Annotated in this window: 21 protein-coding genes; 9 read left to right on the top strand and 12 right to left on the bottom strand. The window is 61.8% G+C overall.

What is annotated here, in order from left to right; genetic code table 11:
- The first annotated feature begins 70 nt into the window (after positions 1-70).
- From AC1Q6Y_RS07075 to AC1Q6Y_RS07065, 3 genes are all read left to right on the top strand, one after another.
- The gene (locus tag AC1Q6Y_RS07075) at positions 71-475 is read left to right on the top strand and encodes a TraR/DksA family transcriptional regulator (protein WP_007935965.1); all 405 of its coding nucleotides are present in this window, start codon (positions 71-73) and stop codon (positions 473-475) included.
- A gap of 235 nt (positions 476-710) precedes the next feature.
- Positions 711-2,318 (top strand): methyl-accepting chemotaxis protein, encoded by a 1,608-nt coding sequence (locus AC1Q6Y_RS07070; protein WP_492624259.1) that lies wholly within the window; start codon positions 711-713, stop codon positions 2,316-2,318.
- A gap of 127 nt (positions 2,319-2,445) precedes the next feature.
- Entirely contained in the window at positions 2,446-2,649 is a 204-nt protein-coding gene (locus AC1Q6Y_RS07065) for a hypothetical protein (protein ID WP_492624258.1), read from the top strand.
- Positions 2,650-2,654: 5 nt separating this feature from the next.
- On the opposite strand, the gene AC1Q6Y_RS07060 is transcribed toward AC1Q6Y_RS07065, so the two are convergent.
- From AC1Q6Y_RS07060 to AC1Q6Y_RS07050, 3 genes are all read right to left on the bottom strand, one after another.
- Positions 2,655-2,891: a DUF2789 domain-containing protein gene (locus tag AC1Q6Y_RS07060; protein WP_007973758.1), complete on the bottom strand. Its 237-nt coding sequence runs from the start codon at positions 2,889-2,891 to the stop codon at positions 2,655-2,657.
- A gap of 129 nt (positions 2,892-3,020) precedes the next feature.
- Positions 3,021-3,251 carry a hypothetical protein gene (locus tag AC1Q6Y_RS07055; RefSeq protein ID WP_007973761.1) on the bottom strand — a complete coding sequence of 77 codons (231 nt, stop codon included), beginning with the start codon at positions 3,249-3,251 and terminating at the stop codon, positions 3,021-3,023.
- Between the two features lie 160 nt (positions 3,252-3,411).
- On the bottom strand, positions 3,412-3,660 hold the full coding sequence (locus tag AC1Q6Y_RS07050) for a hypothetical protein (RefSeq protein ID WP_090456444.1): 249 nt from the start codon (positions 3,658-3,660) through the stop codon (positions 3,412-3,414).
- Positions 3,661-4,093: 433 nt separating this feature from the next.
- Here AC1Q6Y_RS07050 and AC1Q6Y_RS07045 point away from each other — a divergent pair, with 433 nt between their 5' ends.
- The 4 genes from AC1Q6Y_RS07045 (at position 4,094) to AC1Q6Y_RS07030 (ending at position 6,434) form a co-directional block, all read left to right on the top strand.
- Positions 4,094-4,543 carry a hypothetical protein gene (locus tag AC1Q6Y_RS07045; RefSeq protein WP_172435400.1) on the top strand — a complete coding sequence of 150 codons (450 nt, stop codon included), beginning with the start codon at positions 4,094-4,096 and terminating at the stop codon, positions 4,541-4,543.
- Positions 4,543-4,746: a hypothetical protein gene (locus AC1Q6Y_RS07040; protein WP_492624257.1), complete on the top strand. Its 204-nt coding sequence runs from the start codon at positions 4,543-4,545 to the stop codon at positions 4,744-4,746. Before AC1Q6Y_RS07045 ends, AC1Q6Y_RS07040 begins: the two co-directional genes overlap by 1 nt.
- Positions 4,747-4,864: 118 nt before the next feature.
- Positions 4,865-5,878 carry an ABC transporter substrate-binding protein gene (locus AC1Q6Y_RS07035; RefSeq protein WP_090456440.1) on the top strand — a complete coding sequence of 338 codons (1,014 nt, stop codon included), beginning with the start codon at positions 4,865-4,867 and terminating at the stop codon, positions 5,876-5,878.
- Positions 5,879-5,996: 118 nt separating this feature from the next.
- Complete coding sequence (locus AC1Q6Y_RS07030; RefSeq protein WP_090456439.1) at positions 5,997-6,434, top strand: DUF3995 domain-containing protein; 438 nt, start codon at positions 5,997-5,999, stop codon at positions 6,432-6,434.
- 121 nt (positions 6,435-6,555) lie between these two features.
- Here the strand turns inward: AC1Q6Y_RS07030 and AC1Q6Y_RS07025 are convergent, their stop codons facing one another.
- From AC1Q6Y_RS07025 to AC1Q6Y_RS06995, 7 genes are all read right to left on the bottom strand, one after another.
- Positions 6,556-6,918, bottom strand: coding sequence for a Na+/H+ antiporter subunit G (locus AC1Q6Y_RS07025; protein WP_008052566.1), 363 nt, complete (start codon positions 6,916-6,918; stop codon positions 6,556-6,558).
- The gene (locus tag AC1Q6Y_RS07020) at positions 6,915-7,193 is read right to left on the bottom strand and encodes a K+/H+ antiporter subunit F (protein ID WP_007986253.1); all 279 of its coding nucleotides are present in this window, start codon (positions 7,191-7,193) and stop codon (positions 6,915-6,917) included. Before AC1Q6Y_RS07020 ends, AC1Q6Y_RS07025 begins: the two co-directional genes overlap by 4 nt.
- Positions 7,190-7,678 (bottom strand): Na+/H+ antiporter subunit E, encoded by a 489-nt coding sequence (locus tag AC1Q6Y_RS07015; protein ID WP_492624256.1) that lies wholly within the window; start codon positions 7,676-7,678, stop codon positions 7,190-7,192. The genes AC1Q6Y_RS07020 and AC1Q6Y_RS07015 overlap by 4 nt, the downstream gene beginning before the upstream one ends.
- The gene (locus AC1Q6Y_RS07010) at positions 7,675-9,360 is read right to left on the bottom strand and encodes a monovalent cation/H+ antiporter subunit D (protein ID WP_492624255.1); all 1,686 of its coding nucleotides are present in this window, start codon (positions 9,358-9,360) and stop codon (positions 7,675-7,677) included. The genes AC1Q6Y_RS07015 and AC1Q6Y_RS07010 overlap by 4 nt, the downstream gene beginning before the upstream one ends.
- Positions 9,357-9,701, bottom strand: a complete 345-nt coding sequence (locus tag AC1Q6Y_RS07005; RefSeq protein WP_007986256.1) for a Na+/H+ antiporter subunit C — start codon at positions 9,699-9,701, stop codon at positions 9,357-9,359. The genes AC1Q6Y_RS07010 and AC1Q6Y_RS07005 overlap by 4 nt, the downstream gene beginning before the upstream one ends.
- Entirely contained in the window at positions 9,701-12,619 is a 2,919-nt protein-coding gene (locus AC1Q6Y_RS07000; protein WP_349736967.1) for a monovalent cation/H+ antiporter subunit A, read from the bottom strand. Before AC1Q6Y_RS07000 ends, AC1Q6Y_RS07005 begins: the two co-directional genes overlap by 1 nt.
- Before the next feature lie 276 nt (positions 12,620-12,895).
- On the bottom strand, positions 12,896-13,828 hold the full coding sequence (locus AC1Q6Y_RS06995; RefSeq protein WP_224795421.1) for a DMT family transporter: 933 nt from the start codon (positions 13,826-13,828) through the stop codon (positions 12,896-12,898).
- An 84-nt stretch (positions 13,829-13,912) separates the two neighbouring features.
- Here AC1Q6Y_RS06995 and AC1Q6Y_RS06990 point away from each other — a divergent pair, with 84 nt between their 5' ends.
- Together AC1Q6Y_RS06990 and AC1Q6Y_RS06985 are read left to right on the top strand one after the other, a co-directional pair.
- Entirely contained in the window at positions 13,913-14,476 is a 564-nt protein-coding gene (locus AC1Q6Y_RS06990; RefSeq protein WP_090456428.1) for a helix-turn-helix domain-containing protein, read from the top strand.
- A gap of 15 nt (positions 14,477-14,491) precedes the next feature.
- Positions 14,492-15,910 carry an FAD/NAD(P)-binding protein gene (locus AC1Q6Y_RS06985; protein WP_349736965.1) on the top strand — a complete coding sequence of 473 codons (1,419 nt, stop codon included), beginning with the start codon at positions 14,492-14,494 and terminating at the stop codon, positions 15,908-15,910.
- Positions 15,911-16,580: 670 nt separating this feature from the next.
- Here AC1Q6Y_RS06985 and AC1Q6Y_RS06980 read toward each other — a convergent pair.
- Positions 16,581-18,830 carry an Ig-like domain-containing protein gene (locus AC1Q6Y_RS06980; RefSeq protein ID WP_492624254.1) on the bottom strand — a complete coding sequence of 750 codons (2,250 nt, stop codon included), beginning with the start codon at positions 18,828-18,830 and terminating at the stop codon, positions 16,581-16,583.
- Between the two features lie 35 nt (positions 18,831-18,865).
- Positions 18,866-20,212, bottom strand: coding sequence for a hypothetical protein (locus AC1Q6Y_RS06975; protein WP_090456420.1), 1,347 nt, complete (start codon positions 20,210-20,212; stop codon positions 18,866-18,868).
- Positions 20,213-20,319 lie beyond the last annotated feature (107 nt).

The following is a 20,319-nucleotide window of genomic DNA, read 5'->3' as shown; positions in this document are numbered from 1 at the left end:
GATGGCCTGCCCAGGCCTGCCGGAACGCTCCCTTATTCGCCTTAATGCACGTTTTTTTATAGAGATATCAATGACAAAGGACAAGTTGCTGGCCATGCCGGCGGATGACTACATGAATGCCGAGCAACATGCTTTTTTCTCCGAGCTGTTGCAGAACATGAAAGTCGAAACCCATGAGCGCATCGAACAGAACCGCATCGCCATCGAAAGCCTGGACACCCCGGCCGATCCGGCAGACGCGGCTTCGGTCGAAGAAGAGCGCACCTGGCTGGTGAATGCGATCGATCGCGATCAGCGCATGCTGCCTCAGTTGGAACAAGCCCTTGAGCGTATCAAGGAAGACAGCTTCGGCTGGTGCGACGACAGCGGCGAGCCGATTGGCCTCAAGCGCCTGCTGATCAGCCCGACCACCAAGTACTGCATCGAAGCTCAGGAACGTCACGAGCAAATCGACAAGCACCAGCGTCAGGCCTGATTCTGTGGGGCAGCCCCGTTAATCCGGGCTGCCTTGAAAAGATCGCAGCCTGCGGCAGCTCCTACGCAATTGAAGTAGGGCGCTGTTGCAGGCTGCGATCTTTGTTTTCTGCCGCCTTCGATTTCCCGGTTCTTCTATTGATCTGCTGCAACGTTCGCGACTAAAGGCTCATGGATAATGGCTTTATGGTGGCGTTTAATGCGAAGACAACAATTAGAAGCTTTACGGGGTGACGATGATGACGCAAGACGGGTCTCTGGTTGCGGCAGTGCCCGCACCCGTGCTGTTGCCGAAAAACCGCTGGCTGATGCCAACGCTGCAAAGCATCGCCCTGATGCTGTTGTTAAGTGGCATGACACTGGGCGACGGGTCGCTCTACCTTGGCCTGCCCCTGGCCATATTGATTATCTGGCTGCCTCGTTTGCGTTCGCGCGCGACCCCGCAGGCGGCTTGCCCCGACAACCCCGATGCCATCGGCGCGTTGACTCGCGATCTTTCCTGCACCACCAGCCATAACGCACTGTCGGCCGCCGGTGTGGCGTTTTCGGTTCGGCAACTGGCGGACAAACTGCAATCGCAGCTCACGTCGGCGGCACAGATCGTCAGCAATGCCGAGGTCATGATCACCACCGAACAGGCCACCTCGACACTCAGTCGCCAGGCGCTCAGTGCCGCCAGCGAGGCCCATCAAAGCGGAGTGGTCGGGCGTACGGAATTGATCGAGTCCATTTCGCGCATGCATCAGCTCAGCCAGCGCGCCAGCAACAGCCGTGAACTGATCGAAGCCTTGAGCCTGCGCAGCGACGATATCCAGCGAGTGACCCTGGTGATTCAATCCATCGCCAGCCAGACCAATCTGCTGGCATTGAACGCTGCGATAGAAGCGGCGCGGGCAGGGGAGCACGGTCGCGGGTTTGCAGTGGTGGCCGACGAGGTTCGCGGGCTCGCCGCACGCACGGCGACCGCCACGGGGGAGGTGGGCGAGATGGTGGCCGACATCCAGCATCGCACGGCGCAGGTGGTGGAGCAGATCCGCCAGCTGTCCAGCGACCTTGACTCCGGTGTGGAGCAGGTAGAGCGGACGGGGCAACATCTGGAGAACATTGCCCGTCTCGCGGCCAGTGTCGAGTCCCAGGTCGGGGAGATCGCCCAAGGGGCAGACACCAACCGCGAACAACTCGACAGCCTGTTTCACGCCATCGAACAGATGCGCAGCGATCTGGTGGTCAGCGACCAGCAGACTCAGCGCCTGGCCCATGCGGCGGTGCAAATGGAAGGGCAAGCCGAAACCATCAGTGAGCGTCTTGCCGAAGTGGGGCTGGATGACTATCACCAGCGGATCTATGACCTGGCCCGAGACGCCGCGAGCCAGATTGCAGCGCGTTTCGAAGCGGATATCGATGCCGGTCGAATCAGTCTCGACGATCTGTTCGACCGTAATTACCAGATCATCCCCAATACCAGCCCGGCCAAGTACCAGACGCGTTTCGACCGTTACACCGATCAGGTTTTGCCAGCGATTCAAGAACCGTTGTTACCGCGTCACGAAGGATTGGTGTTCGCCATCGCCTGCACCCAACAGGGTTATGTGCCGACCCATAACAAGGTGTTCAGCCAGCCGCTGACGGGGGAGGCGCAGGTCGATGCCTTGCAGAACCGGACCAAACGCAAATTCGCTGACCGCACCGGGATTCGCTGCGGCAGCCATCAGAAGGCCGTGCTGCTGCAAACCTATACCCGTGATACCGGAGAGTTGATGCACGATCTTTCGGTGCCGATCATGCTCAAGGGCCGGCATTGGGGTGGTTTGCGCCTGGGTTACAAGCCGGAAAAACCGCGCTAGAAACGCCGTACTGCCGGGTGATTGTTGCAAGTTCTGCAATTAACCTGTGCAGGGTTTTGCTGTTTCCTCGCTGAAAAACTAATTAACATACCTACTAATTAGGTTGCTAATGAAGTTCGGGGGCAGCATGCAAGGCAAAGTTGATGTCGCGGTCATGATCGGCAGCGGAGTACCTGCCAGTCTTCGTTCCATGGGACGCAAGGTTTGCTGGGTAGTGTTGCTCAATGGCGAGCGCCGGGGCACGGCGTTCTCCAGTCGCGACGAAGCGGAGGAGTGCAAGGCTGCCTGGCTGGCGCAATTGAGCGCCGAAAATCCTGGCAGCCTGCATTGAAGTTGTCAGTGGGTCTGATGCATGCGCAGGTTCAGGTCGTCGACCACCCGCGCCCAGTCAGCGTCTTCGCGCAATTGTTCCTTGAGGAAGCCGGCCTGTTGCGGTGACCAGAACTCGGCGTCGATGAGTTTCTTGTCGTCAGGCAGGGAATGGCCTGCAATGAAGTCGTCGATCGCTTTCTGGCTGGAGTCCAGGCCGAGTTGGTCGAACAGGCCTTTCAAGTCATGGGTCGGTGATTCCATCTTCATCTCCTTGCAGGTCATCGGTCGGGTCGAGGGACGAGGCGCACCCTGGATTCGAGGGCGCCGCACCGGTGGAGTTCGATCGCAATGTTCAAGTGCAACAATGAGCATAGACCGCCAACCCGACCATCAGGCTTTCAATGCGCCCGCATCGACCGCGGCCTTGAGTTCCCTGGCCGATTCCTGGGCCGCGATGGCGGCGACATCCGGGGTTTTGAACCAGCGATCCTTTTCGACCTGGTGATACGTCACGGTCTTGAGCGGTGGTTTGGCCCGCATGACAATCACGGCCTGGAACTCACCCTCGACTTCTCTGGCTTCACCCCGGATAAAAAACTCGCCGATATCAAATTCCGTCACGTTGCCGACTTCCCTTGGAAATACATTGTTGTTGTCAACGCACCCGATTTTCTGCGGATCCGTTTTATTGGGCGGGCAGTATGGCAGTAGTTGCCCGTCGACGGCTGAGATAAGTCGACGGGCAGACGAAACGTCGATGGAAGCGAGTGCAGTGGGCTAGTCAACCGTGTGATTCAAGAAACCGGGCGAGGGCACAGGCTTCGTTATGATTGGCTCGGAAACCTCTTACGCAGCCTGTAGAAATATCCTTTATGTGAAAGAAGGCAATGCCCGCCATTACCACCTGAAATCGCGGGCGGGTCGAGGCATCGGGAGCTGGTTCATGGAGGCAGAACCGTGTCGGGTGCGGGGTTGGTGCTGTTTTCGAGTCAGGCACCAAGGGATAGGCAAAGTGGGTCAGCGTGCACATATGAAGTCCTTTTCATTGTTTACCGACGTATGTACGTCGTTTTGGCTAGTCTCCAAGAGCATCGCTGCTCTAGAATCACCCTCACTGGTGGGTGAATGACGTTTATCTAAAGCAATTTTTTGCGGACGATATGTAGGAAAAGTTTTTTTCTTGATGAGATTTTTCCCCGAAGTTGATAGTCCATAATTTTCTGGCAGCAGGAAGGGTGTTTTCCTTCAACCTGTGACGAACGCCAGTCAGGACGACGTGAGTGACGTTCCAGTAGTCTTCTCAAGCTTCGTGATGAATGAGTGCACTGCTCATTCAGGACCTCAACCCGGGTTCTTTGGCTACACCTTCGGCATTGCCGCTTTTTTGGCTGTGCGTTCATTTTTCGCGCACGGCACCATTATTCAGATGTGGGGATGTTTCCTTGGCAGTAAGTAATCTCGATATGCATGCTTTGTTCGTGCTGGGTGATTTGCGTGCAAAGCTGGTCAAGCAGTTTCAGTCACGTTTCGTTTACATCACCGAACAGAACGCAGAAGGCATTTACATTGCCGAAATCGACACCGAGTCAGCCCTGGTTGTGGACGACAAGCCCGGACTCAAGCTCAAGGTCGGCGATCATTTCAGCGCGTCCGTGCTGCCCAGTCGCGAAGGCGGCAAGCTGGACATCAGGTTCCGCGACATCAAGCTGACGGTCTACGGAATAGGCGATTACGCCTTCGTGACCACGGCCGACGGTCAGGGGATCGTGTTCAAGGAAGGTCACAGCGTGGTGATGGTGTTCGCTGCCCATCAACAGTTGCAGGAAGGCCTGACCAAGACCCTCAAGGCCGTGACCGCCAAAGCGGCCAAGTGGCGCAAGGGCGAGCTGGTGACCTTCAAGGCCAGCGAGTGATGACCCTGACCCGCGCCGATTTCCACGAACAGAACCTGGCCAGTGCTCAAGACGAAGCGCGGCGGCTGTTCGGGCAGAAGACCGTTCTGCAGGGAGCCTGGCTGAATTGGGTGGCGTCACAGCTTTACCAACTGCAACCGGCACCCTACGCCAGCATGGTCAGACGAGAGCTGATGCGTTTGCAGGAAACCTGCGAAAACTGACCCATGCACCTCGAAAGCAGGAACCTCTACTACAGTCAATGGACTGAGTATTCAGAGGCTTCGCGGTCTACTGCCAGGCCACCCTGCTATTGCTGTGAACAGCACGAGGTGCAAAAGCATGAACGGATTTCGACGGTTGCTGGCTGCGGTCCTGGCCACTTTCGGTTTGCTGGCGACGCCCGCCCCGGTGTCTGCCGCCCAGGCACCGATCCACTTTGCCGACCTGAACTGGGAAAGCGGCAGCCTGATTACCGATGTCCTGCGCATCATTGTCGAGAAGGGCTACGGGCTGCCGACCGATACGTTGCCGGGCACCACCATCACTCTGGAAACCGCGCTGGCCAACAATGACATCCAGGTCATTGGCGAAGAGTGGGCCGGTCGCAGCCCGGTGTGGGTCAAGGCGGAAGCCGAAGGCAAGGTCGTCAGCCTCGGCGATACGGTCAAGGGGGCTACCGAAGGTTGGTGGGTGCCGGAATATGTGATCAAGGGCGACCCGGCCAAGGGCATCAAGCCGCTGGCGCCGGACCTGCGCAGTGTCAGCGACCTGCCGCGTTACAAAGACGTGTTCAAGGATCCGGAAGCCCCGACCAAGGGACGTTTCCTCAACAGCCCTATCGGCTGGACCTCGGAAGTGGTCAACAAGCAGAAACTCAAGGCGTATGGGCTGGACGACAGCTACGTGAATTTCCGCAGCGGTTCGGGCGCGGCACTGGATGCGGAGATCAGTTCGTCCATTCATCGTGGCAAGCCGGTGCTGTTTTACTACTGGTCGCCCACGCCGTTGCTCGGCCGCTTCAAGCTGATTCAACTCGAAGAGCCACCGTTCGACGCCGAAGCCTGGAAGACCCTGACCGACGCCGACAACCCCAATCCCAAGCCGACCCGTTCCCTGGCCTCCAAGCTGTCGATCGGTGTGTCCACCCCCTTCCAGAAGCAATATCCGCAGATTGCCGAGTTCTTTGCCAAGGTCGACTTTCCGATCGACCCGCTGAACAAGGCACTGGCCGAGATGAGCGAGAAACATACACCGCCGCGCCAGGCGGCAGAGGCGTTCATGAAGGCCCATCCGGACGTCTGGCGGGCCTGGCTGCCCAAGGACGTGGCAGATAAAGTCTCCGCCGCCCTGTAGGCGCTGCCGCAGGTCGGGATCTTTTGATCTTTGTCATGGAAATGCAAAATCAAAACATCGCAGCCTGCGGTAGCTCCTACAATGTTCAGTTCATTTCCCTTTCAAGGATCTCTGAACCATGACCCTGGTGTTGGCTCAATCGCTGGTGACGATCTTCGCCGCGATCAGTCTGGTGCATGTGTATTGGGCGTTGGGTGGCGAGTGGGCGGCGGTGGCGGCGGTCCCGCAAGTCCCGCAGGCGGGCAGCGCGCAACTGCGACCGGCATTTAAACCGCGAGGCTGGATCACGCTGGTGGTGGCCGGGCTGTTGCTGTTGATTGCCGTGTTGGTGTGCTTGCGGGTGGGTTGGTGCCTGCCACCCTTGCATCACTGGTCGTTGCAGTGGGTGCTCAGTGCGATTGCGATCTTGCTGTTTGCCCGGGCCATTGGCGATTCGGATCTGGTGGGCTTTTTCAAAGAGGTCAAAGGCTCGAAATTTGCCCGGCTCGACACCTGGGTTTACTCGCCGTTGTGTGTGGTGCTGGGGGCGGGGTTGTTGGCGGTGGCCTGGGTCTGATCAAGCGACGTTTCTGTAGTGAAAATACTGGCCTCATCGCGAGCAAGCTCGCTCCCACAGGGATTGCGCTGAACCCTGTGGGAGCGAGCTTGCTCGCGATGAGGCAACACAAATCTTTGCTCTAACTACCGCTCTCCGTCCGCCGGCTGCTCACCTCAGCCGGCACATCATCCCCGGCCATGCGTTTACGAAACAGCGCCGCCCGGGCCAACAGCAAGGTGGTCACCGGCACGGTAATCGCCAGCAGGATCGGAATCAGCCAGGCGTGCAATACCGGCGCGGACTTGAGCGCCGAAAAATAGATGATCGAAGCCAGCGCCACGCACCAGGTCCCGAGCGTCGAGGCCAGGGCCGGTGGGTGCATGCGCTGGAAGTAGTCCTTCATGCGCAGCAGGCCCGTGGCGCCGATCAAGGCAAACAGACTGCCGAGCACCAGCAGGATCGCCACCGGGATCTCCACCCACATCGACATTGGCGTATTCATTCGATCACCTCACCACGCAGCAGGAATTTCGCCAGGGCGAACGAGCCGACGAAACCGAACAGGGCGATCAGCAACGCCGCCTCGAAGTAGGTGTCACTGGCATAACGTATACCCAGCGCCAGCATCATCAGCATCGCGACGATGTACAGGTAGTCCAGCGCCAGAACCCGATCCTGGGCCGACGGCCCCTTGAACAGGCGGATCAGGGTCAGGATCATCGCCAGGGAAAAGAAGAACAGGCTCAGCAGGATCGCGTTCGACAGCAAGGGGCTCATTCGAAGATCTCCATCAGCGGACGTTCGTAGGTCGCCTTGAAGTGCTGGATGAACAGCGCCTCATCGTCCAGGTCGAAGACGTGCAACAGCAGAATGCTGCGGTCCAGCGCCAGCTCCGACCAGACTGTACCGGGCACCACCGTGGTGATCATCGACAGCGCGGCCAGGCCGTTGGCGTCACGCAAGTCCAGCGGCACCTTGATGAATTGCGAGCGAGGCGGGCGGCGACCGGCATTGAGCACGCTCCAGGCCACGGCGAGGTTGGACACCAGCACATCGCGCCCGACCACCAGGATCAGGCGCAGGACTACCCAGGGACGACGGATGCGCACCGGCAGCGGACGCAGCCTGCGCATCATCAATGGCGCACAGAATCCCAGCGCGGCACCCAGCAGCAGGTTGCCGGGGCTGATCGACAGGTTCAGCAACAGCCACAGCAGCCACAATGCCAGCGATAGCAGCGGTGCCGGAAACTGGCGCTTCATGGCTGCACCTCCTGCGGGGCCGCTACGGCCGACGGGTTCGGTACGACGCGTGTGTCGAGCACCGCCATCACGTATTGCTGCGGGTTGTACAGGGCTTCGGCGGCGGCCTGGGTGTAGCGCAGCAGCGGATCGGCCTTGAAGGTCAGCGCAATGCTCAGGCCCAGCAGGGCGAAGATCGGTACGCATTCAAGGCGTCGCAACAGGGGCGATGGTCGTTCCGCAGGCGTCCAGAAACGCTGGATGCCCAGGCGCGAGAACGCGATCAGCGATGCCAGCCCAGACACGATCAACAACACCAACAGGCCCCACGCGGCGTTGGAAACCGGTGTGTCGCCGCTGTTGCCCAGGCCTAGCGGATTGAGCAGGGCGCCGATCAACCCGAGTTTGCCGATAAAGCCAGAGAGCGGCGGCATGCCGATGATCAGCAAGGCGCAGGCGATGAAGCTCAGACCGAGAAACGCCATGGTCCAGGGAATCACCTGGCCGACCACGGCTTTCTGGTCGTCGTCGAGGTTGGTGCCTTTGGGCGGATACAGGGATTCCAGTGGCCGCGGCAGCAGTTCGGCTTCATCTTCGAGCAGGACTTCGTTGGCCGAGCGCGAGCGCTCGATCAGCTCGGCCAGCAGGAACAGGGCGCTCAACGCCAGGGTCGAGCTGAACAGATAGAACAGCGCAGCGCCGACCAGGTTCGGCTGGGCGAAGCCGATGGTCGACAACAGAATGCCCGCCGACACCAGGATGCTCAGGCTGGCCATGCGCTCCAGGCGTTGCGCGGCGAGGATCGCAATGGCAGCGCAGACGATGGTCGCCATCCCGCCGTAGATCAGCCAGTCGCCGCCAAAGAACGCCGATGCCCCGGCCTGGGCGGAGAACAGCAGCGTCCACAGGCGCAGCAAGGTGTACACGCCGACCTTGGTCATGATCGCGAACATCGCCGCCACCGGCGCGCTGGCCGAGGAGTAGGCCGGCACCAGCCAGAAGTTCAGCGGCCACATGCCGGCCTTGGCCAGGAACGCGATGGCCAGGATCCCCGCGCCAGCGTGCAGCAAACCGCGATCAGCTTCGGACACCAGCGGGATTTTCACCGCCAGGTCGGCCATGTTCAGCGTGCCGGTGACCCCATAGATCAGCGCCGCGCCAATCAGGAACAGAGACGAGGCCAGCAGGTTGATCGAGATGTAATGCAGCCCCGACGACACCCGAGCCCGGCCAGAACCGTGGAGCATCAAGCCGTAGGACGCGGCCAGCAGCACCTCGAAGAACACGAACAGGTTGAACAGGTCCGCGGTGAGGAACGCGCCGTAAAGGCCCATCAACTGGATCTGGAACAGCGCGTGAAAACTCGAACCGGCGCTGTCCCAGCGGGCCATGGCGAACAGCAGGGCACTGACGCCGATGATGCCGGTCAGCACCAGCATCAGCGCCGACAGGCGATCGACCACCAGTACCAGGCCGAACGGTACTTGCCAGTTGCTCGGCAGATACACACCGATGGAGCCGGGCACGCCGGTGGTCTGTGTCCATTGCAACAACGCCACGGCAATGCCCAGCCCGAGCAGGCTGGAGAACAGATTGATCCTGGCCTTGAGCGGCCGGTGCTTCTCGCCGAGCATCAGCATGATCGCGGCGGTCAGCAGCGGCAGCAGAATGGGTGCGACGATCAGGTGAGTCATCGCCATCATTCTTTGGGCTCCCGGCCATCCACATGGTCGGTGCCGGTCAGGCCCCGGGAAGCCAGCAGCACCACCAGGAACAGCGCGGTCATGGCAAAGCTGATGACGATCGCCGTCAACACCAGTGCCTGCGGCAGCGGGTCGGTGTAGTGCAACAGGTCCTGCGGCACGCCGTCCTTGATGATCGGTTCCTTGCCGATGAACAGGCTGCCCATGCTGAAGATGAACAGATTGACCCCGTAGGACAGCAGGCACAGGCCCATGACCACCTGGAACGTCCGTGGGCGCAGGATCAGCCAGACGCCGGACGCGGCCAGTACGCCGATGGCGATTGCGATGACTTCTTCCATCAGACGGCTCCTTTGGCGGCAACGGATCTGGGCTGGGCGGCGGTTTTGTGGCCGCGCACCGATTGGTGGGCGAGGGCGGTGAGGATCAACAGGGTCGAGCCGACCACCACTCCGTACACACCGATGTCGAAGAACAGCGCGCTGGCCAGGTGAATGTCACCCAGCAGCGGCAACGAGAAATGCCAGGTGTGGGTGGTCAGGAACGGATAGCCGACGACCATCGCGCCCAGGCCCGTGGCCGTGGCAATCATCAGTCCCGTGCCCATCCAGCGCAGTGGCCGCAGGCTCATTTGCGCCTCAACCCACTGCGTGCCGGCGACCATGTATTGCAGGATGAACGCCACCGACATCACCAGCCCGGCGACAAAACCGCCACCCGGTTGATTGTGCCCGCGCATGAACAGGTAGAACGAGACCACCAGCGCCACCGGCAACAGCAGGCGCACCAGCACCGCCGGCACCATCATGAAACCGAGCGCGGTGTCGCTGGCGTGACGCGGGTTGACCAGGTCGGTCACCACATCCGGCGCGAGCAAGCGTTGCTGGGCCGGCAGTTGCAGGCTTTCTTTGGGCGGGCGGAAGCGGCGCAGCAGGGCGAACACGGTCAGGGCCACGGCCACCAGCACGGTGATTTCACCGAGGGTGTCGAAACCACGGAAGTCCACCAGCATCACGTTGACCACGTTGCTGCCGCCGCCTTCAGGCAAGGCGCGACTGAGATAGAACGAGGAAATATCGTTGGGGGTCTGGCGCGTCAGCATGGCGTAGGCCAGCAACGCCATGCCGACACCGACCGAGGTCGACAGCAGCAAGTCGCGGATACGCCGCACCCGCGCCCGGCGCAGGCTGCCCGGCAACGGCGAGACCTCCTCGATCCGTCGTGGCAGCCAGCGCAGGCCCAGCAGGATCAGCACCGTGGTCACCACTTCGACCGCCAGTTGGGTCAGGGCCAGGTCCGGCGCGGAAAACCAGACGAAGGTAACGCAGGTCATCAGGCCGCAGACGCTGACCATGGTCAGGGCCGCGAGACGGTGGTACTTGGCCTGATAGGCCGCGCCAAGGGCGCAGGCGATGGCCAGCAACCACAAGGTGACGAAGACGATCGACCCCGGGATTTTCGGCCGGTCACCCCAGTGAAGGCTGCTGTGCAGCATGGGAATCAACCCGGCCAGCACGGCAGCAAGCACTACCAGGAACAACTGCATCTGCAGGCGCCGGGTACCAATCCGGGGCTCCAGGCGACGGGCCAAGCGCATGATGGCGACCAGTCCGTATTCGAACAGGCGCTTGCCGTCCAGGCGACCGATGACGGGCGGACGGTTGAAGTTTCCGCGCTTGAATTGATTGCGCAGCAGCAGATAGAGCACGGTGCCGCAGGACAAGGCGATCAGGCTCATGATCATCGGTGCGTTCAGGCCGTGCCAGATGGCCAGGCTGTACTCGGGCAGCGTGCCGCCGACCACCGGTTGCGCCGCCGCCGCGAGCAGCGGGCCGACTATCTGGGCCGGGAAAATTCCCACCAGCAGGCAGGCGAACACCAGCAACTCGACCGGCGCGCGCATCCAGCGTGGTGGCTCGTGGGGTGTGTGTGGCAGGTCGGTTGCGGGCGGGCCGAAAAACACGTCCACAGTGAAACGCAGGGAGTAAGCCACGCTGAAGGTACCGGCAATGGTTGCCACGATCGGCAAGCTCAGTTCGATCCAGCGCGTGGCATTGATGAACACGGTTTCGGCGAAGAACATTTCCTTGGACAGGAAGCCATTGAGCAACGGCACGCCGGCCATCGAGGCGCTGGCGACCATGGCCAGGGTGGCGGTAAACGGCATCAGCTTGTACAGGCCGCTGAGTTTGCGGATATCGCGGGTACCGCTTTCGTGGTCGATGATGCCGGCGGCCATGAACAACGAGGCCTTGAAAGTCGCATGGTTGAGGATGTGGAACACCGCGGCGACGGCGGCCAGCGGGCTGTTCAAGCCAAGCAACAGGGTGATCAGGCCCAGGTGGCTGATGGTCGAGTAGGCCAGCAATCCCTTGAGGTCGTTCTGGAACATCGCGCAATACGCCCCGAGCAACAGGGTGCAGGCGCCGGCGCCACTGACGATGTAGAACCATTCTTCACTGCCCGAAAGCGAAGGCCATAGCCGTGCGAGCAGGAAAACCCCGGCCTTGACCATGGTCGCCGAGTGCAGGTACGCCGATACGGGCGTCGGCGCGGCCATGGCGTGGGGCAGCCAGAAATGGAAGGGGAACTGTGCGCTTTTGCTCAAGGCGCCGATCAGGATCAGGGGTAATAGAATCGGGTAGAGGGCATGGGCGCGAATCAGGTCGCCGGCGGCCAGGACCTTGTCCAGGTCATAGCTGCCGACCACATGGCCGAGCAGCATGACCCCCGCCAGCAGGCACAAACCGCCCGCACCGGTCACCATCAGTGCCATGTAGGCGCCGCGCCGGGCATCGGCGCGATGGTGCCAGTAGCCAATCAACAGGAACGAGAAGAGGCTGGTCAGCTCCCAGAAAAACACGATCTGGATCAGGTTGCCGGAGATCACCAGCCCGAGCATGGCGCCCATGAAGGCCAGGAAAAACGCGAAGAATCGCGGCACCGGATCGTTCGGCGACATGTAGTAGCGCGCGTACAGCGAAACCAGGGTGCCGATGCCCAGCACCAGCATGGAGAACAGCCAGGCGAAACCGTCCATGCGCAGGACGAAGTTCAGGCCCAGGCTGGGTAGCCATGAAAACTCTTCGCGAATGACGCCGCCATCGGCGATCTGCGGGTACAGGAAGGCGACCTGAACGGTGCCGATCAGGGCGATCAGGCCAGCCAGCAGGGATTCGGCGTTACGGGCATTGTGCGGCAACACGGCCGCCAAACAGCTGCCTATGAAAGGCAGAAGCAGTAGAACTATCAGGGACATAGGCTTCTAATCTGCGGAAGTTTGTGAAGCATCATACGTGCCAGCTCCCGGATCACCAAACGCCAAGCTGTCGCAGAATCCTACACGGTAGACGGAAACGCCCTGATTCACGTGGTTTCAGAGAGAGGTCGGGGAGCCAGTTCCGGCCTCTCGCGAGCTAGCTCGCTCCCACAGGGTATGAAGGTGTACACACAATCTTGTGTTCAACCCAAGACACTGTGGGAGCGAGCTTGCTCGCGATGGCGGCCTATCCGGCAATGCAAAGTTTGCGACTTATCACTGTGTTTCCCGCTCCAGCTCTTCCTCAGGCGCCGCAGCCTTACCCTTGGTCTTCAACTCACTGACAATCACCGCCGCCACAATCAACCCGGCCCCGACCAAGGCAATCGCCGGCAAGCGTTCCCCGGCAATGCGCCCGACAATCCCGGCCCATACCGGCTCACCGGCATAGATCAGCGTGGCGCGGGTCGGTGACACGCTTTTCTGTGCCCAGTTCATCGCCACCTGAATCGCCGCGCTCGCCGCCCCGAGCCCCAGCGCGCTGCACAACAGCAACCAGGAGAAGTCCGGAATCGTCTCGTTGGTCGGCACCACCATCAGGAACGACAGCACCGAAGTGACCGCCAGTTGCACCACCGTCACCCGGCGCACATCGACCTGGCCGGCATAGGTGCTGATCAGGATGATCTCGGCCGCAATGGCCACGGCGCTGATCAAGGTGGCGATTTCACCGGGACTGAAATTGAACGACGCACCTGACGGCCCGGACAGCAGCATCAACCCGGTAAAGGCCAGCATGATGCCGATGCTCGGCATCAACCCCGGACGCCGCCCCAGCACCAGCCATTGCAGCAACGGCACAAACGGGACGTACAGCGCGGTAATGAATGCCGATTGGCTGCTGGGAATGCTCTGCAACCCGACCGTCTGCAAGCCATAGCCGAGCATGATCGCCACGCCGATGAACGACCCGGCCTTGAGTTCGAACAGGGTCAGGTCGCGCAGGTGACGCCAGGAAAACAGGGCGACGATGCTCGCGGCGGCGGCAAAGCGCAGGCCGACGAAAAACATCGGGCCGCTGACGGTCATCGCATGCTGTACCAGCAGGAAGGTACCGCCCCAGACCATCGTGATCAGTACCAGCACGCATTCGGCCTTGCTGAACCTTGTAAAACGGGAGGAAGCCTTTGGGGAATTCACCGACGTCATGACCTTGCACGCTACTGGAGGGGGACGCACAATGCGTCGAATGTTGCGCAGTATACTGCCCAACCCCACTCAGTGAGCAATATAGTGCACAAAGATTCTACCCAGCGGGCTTCGGTCCTCCAGCACGTCAGTCAAAACGTCCGTCGTTTACGTCATGCCGCCGACCTGAGCCAGACCGCGCTGGCCGAAAAGTCCGGAGTCAGCCGTCGAATGCTGGTGGCGATCGAGGCAGGGGAAAAGAACGTCAGCCTGACCACCCTCGACCGGGTGGCCGAAGCCCTGGACGTTGCCTTCAGTGATTTGATCCAGGCCCCCGACGCCCGCGATCCCAGCCGTATCAATGAGCTGGCCTGGACCGGCACGATCCCTGGCAGCAGGGCGGTGTTGCTTTCCAAGGCCCAGGCCAGTCGTGAAGTCGAGCAGTGGGAATGGTGCCTGCAACCGGGCGAGGTGTATCCGTCGGAGCCGGACGCCGATGGCTGGAGCGAGCAGATTTATGTCTTCGAAGGGTGCCTGACCGTTATGCTCGGCGACCAGCCACAGCATATCGCGGCGGGTGAATTCTTTATGTTTGCCAGCAACCAGCCACACTGTTATCGCAACGACGGGGTGGTAGCGGCGAAGTTTGTACGTAATGTGGTGATCTGAACAGGGAGTGCATGGATGGGCCAGACCTTGAACAATGACGCCGACATCCTGATTGTCGGTGGCGGCCTCAGTGGCGCGATGTTGGCGGCGCAGTTGATGCGTTTGCCGGGCCGGCGCCGGGTGCTGGTGATCGAGCCCCGGGCCGGGTTGGGGCGGGGTGAAGCCTATAGCGCGGTGGAACTGGGTCATACGCTCAACGGCAATGCGGCGCGGATGAGTGTTGACCCGGACAACGCCGACGACCTGACCCAATGGCTGACCGAGTACATCAAGGCGGGCGGCTGGCCGGAATCGGATCAGCAGCATGTGCCGATCAGCGAGTTGTTTCCGCCTCGGGGCGTTTTCGGCCTGTACGCCCGGCAGCGCCTGGCAGAAGCGCAGGCGGTGGGCGCCTTGGTCGGTTCGACGGTCGAGCATGTGCAGGCCGAAGTGGTCGATTTGCAAACCGATGCAGACGCCGTGCGCTTGACCTTGAGCGATGGCCGATGCTTGCAGGGCGCTTTTGCGGTGCTGGCCACCGGGATGTTTCCCGCCGCGCGCACCCCGCAAACCCGGTCCAGCGGCTTGAATGCGGCCGCTCTCGATCCGTGGGACGTGGCGGCGATGCGGCAACTCGATCCGCAATCGACGGTCATGATCATCGGCTCGGGCCTGACCATGGTCGATGCCGTGGTGTCCCTGGAACAGGCCGGGCATCGTGGGCCGATCGAAGTGTTTTCCCGCCATGGGCTGCTGCCCCATGTGCGTCGCCAGCCACCGGCCTGGGTGGATTTTCTCGCGCAGGATCAGAGCATCCGCACACCTCGCCAGTTGATGCGCGAACTGCGTCGGCACTGCCGGGACGCCATCGCCCAAGGTATCGACTGGCAGGCGCCGCTGGACACGGTGCGGGCACACATCGGCCGCTTGTGGCATCAGGCGACCGACGTGCAGCGTCGGCAGTTCGTGCGGCATGTGCGGCCGTGGTGGGAAAGCCATCATCACCGCTCGCCACCCTTGAGTGCCGAGCTGGTTGAGCGCTTGTATAAAGAAGGGCGGTTACGTATTCACGCAGCCTCTTACCAGGGCCTCGAGCCATCGCTGAATGGCGAGGTGAGTATTCGCCTTCGACGGCGGGGCGAGGCGCAGACCTGTGTGGTCAGTGGTGTCGCCCTGATCAACTCCAGCGGTATCGAATACGACTGGCGCCGGGTCGCGCGACCGCTGCCCCGGCAACTGCTCGCCCGAGGCCTGGTCCGGCCCGGGCCGTTGGCCTTGGGCATCGCGGCAGAGGTCGATGGTGCGGTTCTGAACGCCGAGGGTCAGCCCGCCAGCCGGTTGTTTGCCATGGGTCCGCCGTTGCGCGGTATGTGGTGGGAAAGTACCGCCGTCACCGATGTGGCGAGCCAGGCCAAGGCGTTGGCCGAGCGGCTGTCGATCAGGTTGGGGGGCTGAGTACATATCCGTTGCTGCGGTAATGGCGGCTGGCGGTTTCGCCCTTACGGCGAGTCCCTTTTGGCAAACGCCCCAAAAGGAACCAAAAGGTCTCGCCCCTTACGTACGGCCCCTCGCTTAGGCTCGGCGTTCCTTCGCTCCGGTATTCATCCGGGGGCATCGCCCTCCGGTTGGCTTCGCTGGCACCTACATGCGATGTGTTCGACTGCGTCGAACGGCGCTGCGCGCCAATCCCCGGATGAACACCTCCACTCAGCCTTCCGAGGGGGCGGGTGGATCAAGATCAAAAGCTGCAGGCGAGCTAACGCTCGGCCTGATGAGTGGTGAAGAGCGTGGTGTACGCCGCTCTGTCTTTGCTCTTCTGTGGGAGCGAGCTTGCTCGCGATGGCGGCCTGCCAGCCGACCGAAATCTTTCAGATGTACTGAGTACCTGTGGGAGCGAGCTTGCTCGCGATGGTGGTCTGCCAGCCGACCGAGATCTTTCAGATGTACTGAATACCTGTGGGAGTGAGCCTGGTCCGGGCACCGCTCCAGTGATGGCAACCAGACTACCGCTGGATTGCTCCCATCAATGCACCCGGCAAAAAACCGCGGCCCCCCACCCGAGGTCGCGGTTTTCCATAGGGTTGAAGCCGGCCCCATCAACCTGCGTGGCTAATGGGGCGCGGGCTCAGTTGGCGATCACCGGCACCGTGCGTACGGAGCCTTGGGACGAGGTGATCGTGGCGGTCGGGTTCGCCGACGGAACGACCGTGGTGGTGTTGTTCACGGTCAACCGCCAGCGTCCATTCGCCGGTACGGCGGTGGTGCCCAGGGTGACCAGCCCGGTCGCAGTGGTGACCTTGATGGTGATGGTGTTGCCGGTGGTCACCGATGAGGTGCCGGCAAAGTCCCAGGTGAAGCGGTTGTTGGAGCGGGCTCTCACCGTTGCGGTGGTCACGGCGAAGGTTTCCGCAGCAGGCCGTGGCGAGACCTGCACCGTGACTGTGGCTGGCGACGTCGATTGGGCGCCGAAGCTGTCCCGGACAAAGTAGGTGAAGGTCGTGGTGAAGGCCGTGGTGACGGTGGCCGGTGGGGTGTAGGTGAGCACCGTGCCGTTACTGCTGACGGTGCCGCGACCTGCCAGCGGTTGAGTGAAGCCGGCGACGGCTAGCGGCACATTGCCTTCAGGATCGGTGTCGTTGGCCAGCACGTTGATTGGAATCGCCACACCCAGTGTCGTGACGGCATCGGCGACGGCCACCGGAGGCCGGTTAGGCGCCACGGTCATGCTCACGGTTGCCGCTGTCGTCGAGGCCAGGCCTTTGACGTCCTGGGCCTTGTAGGTGAAGGTCGTGGTCAACGGCGCGTTGACGACAGCAGGAGGGGTGTAGACCACCGCCGTAGTGCCGCTCAATGCCACCGTGCCCTGGCTGGCGGCCGGTTGGGTCAGCGCGGTAATGCTCAGCGGCGTATTGCCGTCCGGGTCCCTGTCGTTGGCCAGCAGGTTAAGGGTGATCGGCACGCCGAAGCTGGTGCTGCCGGTATCGGCGACGGAGATCGGTGCCTGGTTCGCGCCGGTGTCCGGTGCAGTGCCGACGACTACGACCGGCTCGATGTCACTGCCGCCGGCAGCGGATTTGACCGTCACGGTTGCAGGGGGTTGGGTCAAGTCAGCCACCGTCAGGCGTTGCAGGATTCCGGTTTTCGACAGCCGCCCGTAACCCTGGGCGACCATGTCCGGTACCACCACTTCGTCTGTGGAAGTGGCCTCGATCAGCAGACTGTGGTTGCTCCAGCTGTAACGGGCGGTCTGGATTTTCACCACGTCCGATAGCTTGCTCGACACCGCAGTCGGGCGGGTGGTCCCGGCGGGGTTGGTGGCGGTGACCACCACGACCGGCGGCACCGTTGCGTTGGCCAGCAGATTCTGGGCGAAGAACACGCCGTTGTTATCGCTCACCATGTTGGTCTGGCAAGGTGACACAGGCGGGCCGGGGACCAGGGCGATGCTTTCGCGAAAGCACAGGGTCGAACCGTTGGCGGCTTTGGCAAACACTTCGACCCGGGTGGTGTTGCTGCCCGTGCCGGCTATGCGGCGGTAAGTGGCACGGGTCATGTCCACCGCGGTCTGCGCGCGGTTGTCGAGCACCTTGCCGGACAGGGTGAAGAGGTTGGTCTGGATGGTCCCGGCCGGACCCTGGATGCGCACGAAGTTGGTGTTGTTGGGGCTGCCGGTCACGGCTTCGGTGAGGTTGGGGTCGCCGACGAAGGTTTCGATGGCGCCGGTGTCCGGGTTCACCTCGGTGTAGGGGCCGTTGACGCTGCGCAGGAACGGCCCGATCGCACCGTTGACCGCACCGCTGAAAACCCCCGGCGCACCGATGCCGACGTCCCGGGTGATGTTGATCGCCCGGCGCCCGGTGGTGGTGACGTTGACCGTTTCCACGCCATAGGGGTGGGTGATGGTGTAGGTCCCGGCAACGGGAATGTTCACCCGCAGACGAATCCGCGCGAAGCTGATCTGGTCGCCATCGAGCGGGTTGCCACCGGCAAATGCAGCCTCGATCCCGGCGACATAGACGTCCATGCCATAGCCGGCGGTGTTGTTGGGGATGCTGGTCTCGGCAAGGAACCAGAAGGCTTCGTCTGGCCAGTTATCCGGGAACACCATTGGCAGGGTGTCGTCGAAAATGCCCGGTGTCGGCAGCAGGGTGCACATGTAGGCCGGTGGCACGCTGGCTGCCACCCGCGAGCTGGCGGCGCGGGACTGGCACAGCTCCATCGACAGTTGATTCTTGTCCTGATACCAGATCGGGAATTTCCCGGTGGCAAAGGTGTAAGGACCGGGATCGACGGCGGCGAGTTGCGCGAAAGCACTGCCGGTCAGCGACAGAGTCAGTCCCAGGGCGTTGAGCGCCAGGCGTGGCCATTTGTTCATGATGCCTCCTGATGAGGATCCGGGCATGTGGGCGTTCATTGCACGATGACCACTTCTTCGGTATCGCTGCCGCCATTGGAGGACGACACACGAACCTGGGCTGGCGGAATCGGCGAGATGCCGGTGGCCAGGCTTTTCACGGCGCCATCACCACTCAGGGCGCCGATGGCGATACCGGTGCCGGAGGTGGCGGTGAGCACCGGTGGCGACGTTTCATCGCTGGTCGAAGCCACGATGGTGATTTGCCCGGTGCTCAGGCTGTACTCGGCGCGTGAGATCGTCACCAGGTCGGTCAACGGCATGGGCAATATGGTCGGCGCGCTGCTGGCGATGGCCAGGTGGTTGTCGGCGGTCACCTGCAAGGTGCTCGGCAACGTCGGATTGTTCGGCGACTGTGCATACCAGTGGCCGGTGGTATTGGCTTCGGTGAAGTTCAGCAGCGGATTGTTGCTGTCCAGGGTCACGGTGGCGGGTGGCGGCGGGGCCATCACGAACACGTCCTGCTGGGCCACCGGGGCGCTGGTGCCGGCCTGTCGCGAGTAGGTGCTGCGCTCGGCGATCACCGGGGTCGGACGGACCACCGACGACAACTTGCCGGAAACAGCGAAGAGGTTGGTGCGCAAGTCCAGGCCATTGGGGCCCTCGATGCGCACGTAGTTGGTGTTGAACGGGCTGCCGGTGACGGCTTCGGTGAGGTTCGGATCGCCGACGAATTGTTCGGCCTGGCCCGTGCTCGGGTTGGTCTCGGTGTAGGGGCCATTGACGCTGCGCAGGAACGGCCCGACGTCGCCCTTGAGCGCGCCGTTGTAGGTTTTTGGCGCGCCGATGCCAATATCCCGGGTCATGTTGATCGCCCGACGGCCGGGGGTCTCGACGTTGAACACTTCGACGCCGTAAGGGTGGGTGATGACATAAGTGCCGGCGGTGGCCACGTCGATGCGAACACGGATACGGGCGAAGCTGATCTGGTCGCCCTCCAGTGGATCCCCACCACTGAAGGCTGCTTCGAGCGCCGAGACATAGGTCAGGTCGATGCCTCGGGCGGCATCGACGATGGTTGTTTCGCCTGTTGCCCAGAACGCTTCGTCGGGGAAATTGGTCGGGAAGACCAACGGTTGCGTGTCATCGAAAATGCCGGGATTAGGGATCAGCGAGCACATGTAAGTCGGGGCGCCCGGCGCGCTGGCAACCCTGGAACTGACAGCCTTTGATAAACACAGGTCAAGGGTTCGGCCGTGGCTGTCTTGATACCAGGCGGCGAAATTGCCATTGGCTGGCAGGTAGGGGCCGGGGTCTACGGCAAACAGCGCGGCCTGGGCAATACCTTGGGCTAGAGCAGTCACAACCAGGGCGGACGCGGTTTTGCACAGTAACGGGTGCATGAGTGTTCCCTCTGTCGAAGTACCTGCCCCTTGGGGATGGGGCAGTTGGCAGGGAGTTCGGCAACTTCCATACCAATCGGCGAAAACGCCCGTGAGACGCCCGCAGT

The organism is Pseudomonas sp. GW823-FHT06E10 (assembly GCF_058794995.1).
The sequence above is the reverse complement of the archived record's forward strand: the minus strand, read 5'-3'. Positions and strand labels throughout refer to the sequence as shown.